The organism is Rhodocyclus purpureus, assembly GCF_016653115.1.
Taxonomy (GTDB): Bacteria; Pseudomonadota; Gammaproteobacteria; order Burkholderiales; family Rhodocyclaceae; genus Rhodocyclus; species Rhodocyclus purpureus.
In genome coordinates, this window is record NZ_NHRX01000007.1 from 1 (window position 1) to 4,066 (window position 4,066).

Sequence of the window (4,066 nt, forward strand, 5' to 3'; positions counted from 1 at the left end):
GCGCCCGAAGGCCCGTTACCGTTCGACTTGCATGTGTAAGGCATGCCGCCAGCGTTCAATCTGAGCCAGGATCAAACTCTTCAGTTCAATTCCTGATAAAACTCTCGCTTGACGTCGCGGCCCTGAGTTTCCCCAAGACCGCAGTTTTACATCCAGTGCGAGTACTACATCTTTTTAGCGACAGTTCCAAAGAACTGATGCCCAGACAAGCACCCACACCTATCAATTGTCTCGTTTTTAAAGAACTGCGAAATCGCCTGAATCAACAAGCTTATTTCGTTTCCGCCGCTGCATCAGCAGCAGAGGTGCGCATTATAGCGACGTTTTCGACCAAGTCAACAACTTTTAAAACCGTTTGAAAACTTGATCACCTCTTGCCGCTTTGCCGCAAAAATCGCGCACTTATTGCTAAGTTTTTGATTTTTATGACGTTTTTCGCCAGAGCTGCTGCGAAAGATGCGAATTATACAGCCACCGAAAACCGCGTCAAGCACTTTCTGCCAGATTCTGCAAAAACCACGTCGGAGCACCAGCAGACGAGAAGAGCTCGCATTTCAGCGACCAGGTCGCGCCAATGAGTCGGCGGGCCGATCACTTGCCCCGGACAGCCGCCAGAAGCAGCCACCCGGATCAGCCACGCGACTCAGTCGCCTGCGCCTGCCGCGCCGCCCTGCATCTGGCCGGCGAGCTGCCCGGCCAGCGCGAGCAGATCTGAGGATCGTTCGAGGCCGTCGATGAAGCGGCGGGGGATGCCGGACAGCCCGACCATGGCGCCGACGAGGGCGCCGGTGAGCATGGCGCGCGCGAGGTTCTGCCCGCCCCCGTTGATGGCGTGCAGCACGGCCGACTCGAAGTCGTCGGGGAAGCGTGCCGCAAGATAGTAGGCAGCCGGGAACTGGTGATAGACGGCGCAGGGCAGGCCGTAGAGCAGGGCCACCCGGGCGGCAGGCTCGATGCGGATGGCCGGGTCCTGCGCAGCGCGCGCGATGCACGAAGGTGTCAGCAGTGCATCGGGGGAAGGGAACAGGCCTTCGTGCGGTACCTCCTGCTGAGTCCGCCCCGGCGCCTCCAGCCTGCCGCGCGTGATGCTGTGGAAGGGCAGCACCCCGCCCTTCACCCTTGCCATCAGCTTCCCGGAAATCCCGGCGTCGAGGCGATGGCCTTCGACCAGCATGCCGAGCACCGCGCCGTAGGCGGCGGTCATTGCCAGCACCGTACCGTCGGTCTGGGTCAGCGCCGTGTTTGCGCTCACCGCGCGCACCAGCTCGCCCGGGGCGAGCGCATGGCGGACGGCGATGGCGACGATGCGCTCGGCCGCCTCGGTGTTGTCGGCGTTACCGCCGACACTGCCCCAGGGCAATCCTTCCTGCACCCGCTTGCGCCAGGCGTCGCGGATCGACTGGCTGGTGTAGCCGCCGGGACCGTTCATCGGCGTCCCGTCGAGCTGCGGAAAAAGCTCCTCGTCGAGGCGACGACAAAAATCGGCCTCGTCGTAGCCGCCGCGCTCGACCAGCGAGCGCAGGCTCATTTCCAGCAGGATGCCCGACTGGGAAGGCTGGCCGGGCTCCAGTCCCTCGTGGTAGCGCCCGGGAAGCGGGCGCGTGTAGCCGTCGATCCACGGGCCGTAGTCGGCCACCAGCTGGTCGAGATCGTAGTACCAGTGCGGGCCGACGCCGAGCGCGTCGCCGATGAAGGCGCCCATCAGGGCACCGACGGCGCGATCGTGCAGGCGCTCGCGTTCGGCCGCGCTCACGGCTTGCGTTTCCATACCGTCACCTCGCTCAGGGTGTGCTGGTGCTTGCGCCGGGTCTCGCGGATCACGAAGGGCACCGCCACGGGGCCCTCGACCAGCGTGAAACGATCGCCGAGGATGTCCTTGAGCCCGTCGAGGGTGGTGTAGGACTCGCCGTCCTTCTTGAAGCCGCCGATCCATTCGCTGCGTTTGGTGAATTCCTCAAGCCAGGTGTAGGGCGAGGCCAGCACCAGCAGTCCGCCGGGGTTCAGGCGCGCGGCCACCGCGTCGAGGAAGCGGCGCGGGGCGTAGAGGCGGTCGATCAGGTTGGCCGCGAGGATGAGGTCGAAGCCTGAGAAGATGTCCTTCAGGTTGCAGGCATCCCCCTGCCAGAACTCGACGCGGCCGGCCGATTCCGCCAGCCCCAGGCTGTCCAGGCGGCGCTCGTGGTAGCTGACCAGCTCGCCTTCTTCCGGCAAGGTGTAGCGGATCGCACCGGTTTCGGCCATGCGGATGCCGACCTGGATGAAGCGCGCGGAAAAGTCGATGCCGATCACCTTGGCGAAGACCCGCGCCAGTTCGAAGCTGGCACGACCGGTGGCGCAGCCGAGGTCGAGCGCGCGCGCCTCGCCACCGTTGCCGTGGCGGCGATGCGCGTCGATCGCCAGTTGCGCCATCGCCTGCGGGAAGTTCGGCACGCCGAAGGCCGCGTCGCCGTAGTGGAACTCCGCGTACTGCGAGACCATGGCGTCGGTCTCGTAGGCTGACACCGGGTTGGTCACCGGCGTGTGGGTGACCACGTAGCGGAAGCCGGCGTGCTGGAAGAAGTGGCGACGGAAGGCGTAGCGCGAGACATGCCGCGATTCGTTGCCGGTCGAGATCCAGCTGCCGCCCTTGATGAGGTTGTGCCGCTCGTCGAAGGTCGGGCTGGTGAAATCATCGTAGATCGGATGGACCGCGAAGCCGTCGAAGGGATAGGTCGGCGTCTCGCACCACTGCCAGACGTTGCCGACGACGTCGAACAGCTCGCCGTGGGCGAAGCGATTCACCGGACAGCTCGATGCCCAGTGGTCGAGATGCAGGTTGGCCGCAGCCGGCGCATCGTGCGGAACGTCGCCGAGCCCGACGTGCTCGTGCAGGCGATTCCACTCGTCCTCGGTCGGCAGGCGCACGGGCAAGCCGGTCTCGGCCGACTTCCAGCGGCAGAAGGCGCGCGCCTCCAGGCAGTTGGTTTCGACCGGCCAGTCCCAGGGCATCGGCACTTCCTCGGCCAAGAGGCGCAGCTTCCAGCCGTCGGGCGCGGTGGCGTCCGGCACCCAGAAGGTCGGATGGCTGGCCTGGGCGAAGCGCTTCCAGGCGGCGCCCTCCTCGTCCCAGTAACGGTCATCGGCGTAGCCGCCGGCGTCGACGAACGCGCGGAACTCGCCGTTGCTGACCAGGTGGCGCGAGGCCTGGAAGGCCGACACCTCGGCCTGATGCCGGCCGTATTCGTTGTCCCAGCCATAGACCGGATCGGTGAAGGCGCGGCCGAGCAGGACACGCCCCCCGGGAATGTCCACCAGGCTGTTGGCCGGCGCCGGCCCGCTGTCGCGGCAGGGCTGCCAGTCCGGATGTGGCCTGACGTACGCGAGCGCATGCTGACGGATCAGCACCGACGAGGTCTCGAGGTGGATGCGGTCGTGCTCGATGCCCATCAGCACCGCCCAGAACGGGTCGTTCCAGCCGATCGGCAGCGCGAACGGCGTGTTGCGGATCACGCCGTCGATCACTACGCGCGCCTTGTTGCGGTAGGCGCGCACTTCGGCGACCGTCGGCCAGTCGTAGCGCGCGTCGTCGAGGTCGTCCCAGCTCATCTCGTCGACGCCGACCGCGAACATCGACTCCAGGCGCGGATCGATGCGCTTGTCGATCAGGCCGGCGAGCAGGAACTTGTTGATGAAGAAGGTCGCCGTATGGCCGAAGTAAAAGATCAGCGGGTGGCGCAGCGTGATCGGCTTCCGGTAATAAGCCTCGTCGCAGCTCAGCAACTCGAACAGCGATTCGTAGCGGTCGAAGGTGGCGTGGAAGTAGTGCAGCAACTCGGCGCGCTTCGCCTCGACGTCGTTGCCAGCCAGAACCGGGGTACGGGGGAATCGGGTGTGCATGCTTGCAGGGCCAATCACGATATGGGAAACCTATATTATTGAGCGGATCGACCCAGGTAAAGCCATAGCGTTACACACAACTCGTTCAGCATGAACCGTGCGTGATGCCAGTCGCAAATCCTGCCCCCAGATTGAATCTTCCGGGCCACTTCTTGCATACTGATCGCCGACTTTGCGAAAGGATGGCGAT

2 protein-coding genes and 1 rRNA gene are annotated in these 4,066 nt (G+C 64.8%); all 3 read right to left on the bottom strand.

Annotation, left to right across the window (positions count from 1 at the left end):
- Nucleotides 1-87 (bottom strand): 16S ribosomal RNA (locus CCR84_RS00530); the annotation flags it as partial.
- 556 nt (nt 88-643) lie between these two features.
- Nucleotides 644-1,768: an ADP-ribosylglycohydrolase family protein gene (locus tag CCR84_RS00535; protein ID WP_201208985.1), complete on the bottom strand. Its 1,125-nt coding sequence runs from the start codon at nt 1,766-1,768 to the stop codon at nt 644-646.
- Nucleotides 1,750-3,876, bottom strand: a complete 2,127-nt coding sequence (gene ovoA, locus CCR84_RS00540) for a 5-histidylcysteine sulfoxide synthase (RefSeq protein ID WP_201208986.1) — start codon at nt 3,874-3,876, stop codon at nt 1,750-1,752. Before ovoA ends, CCR84_RS00535 begins: the two co-directional genes overlap by 19 nt.
- Nucleotides 3,877-4,066: the final 190 nt, after the last annotated feature.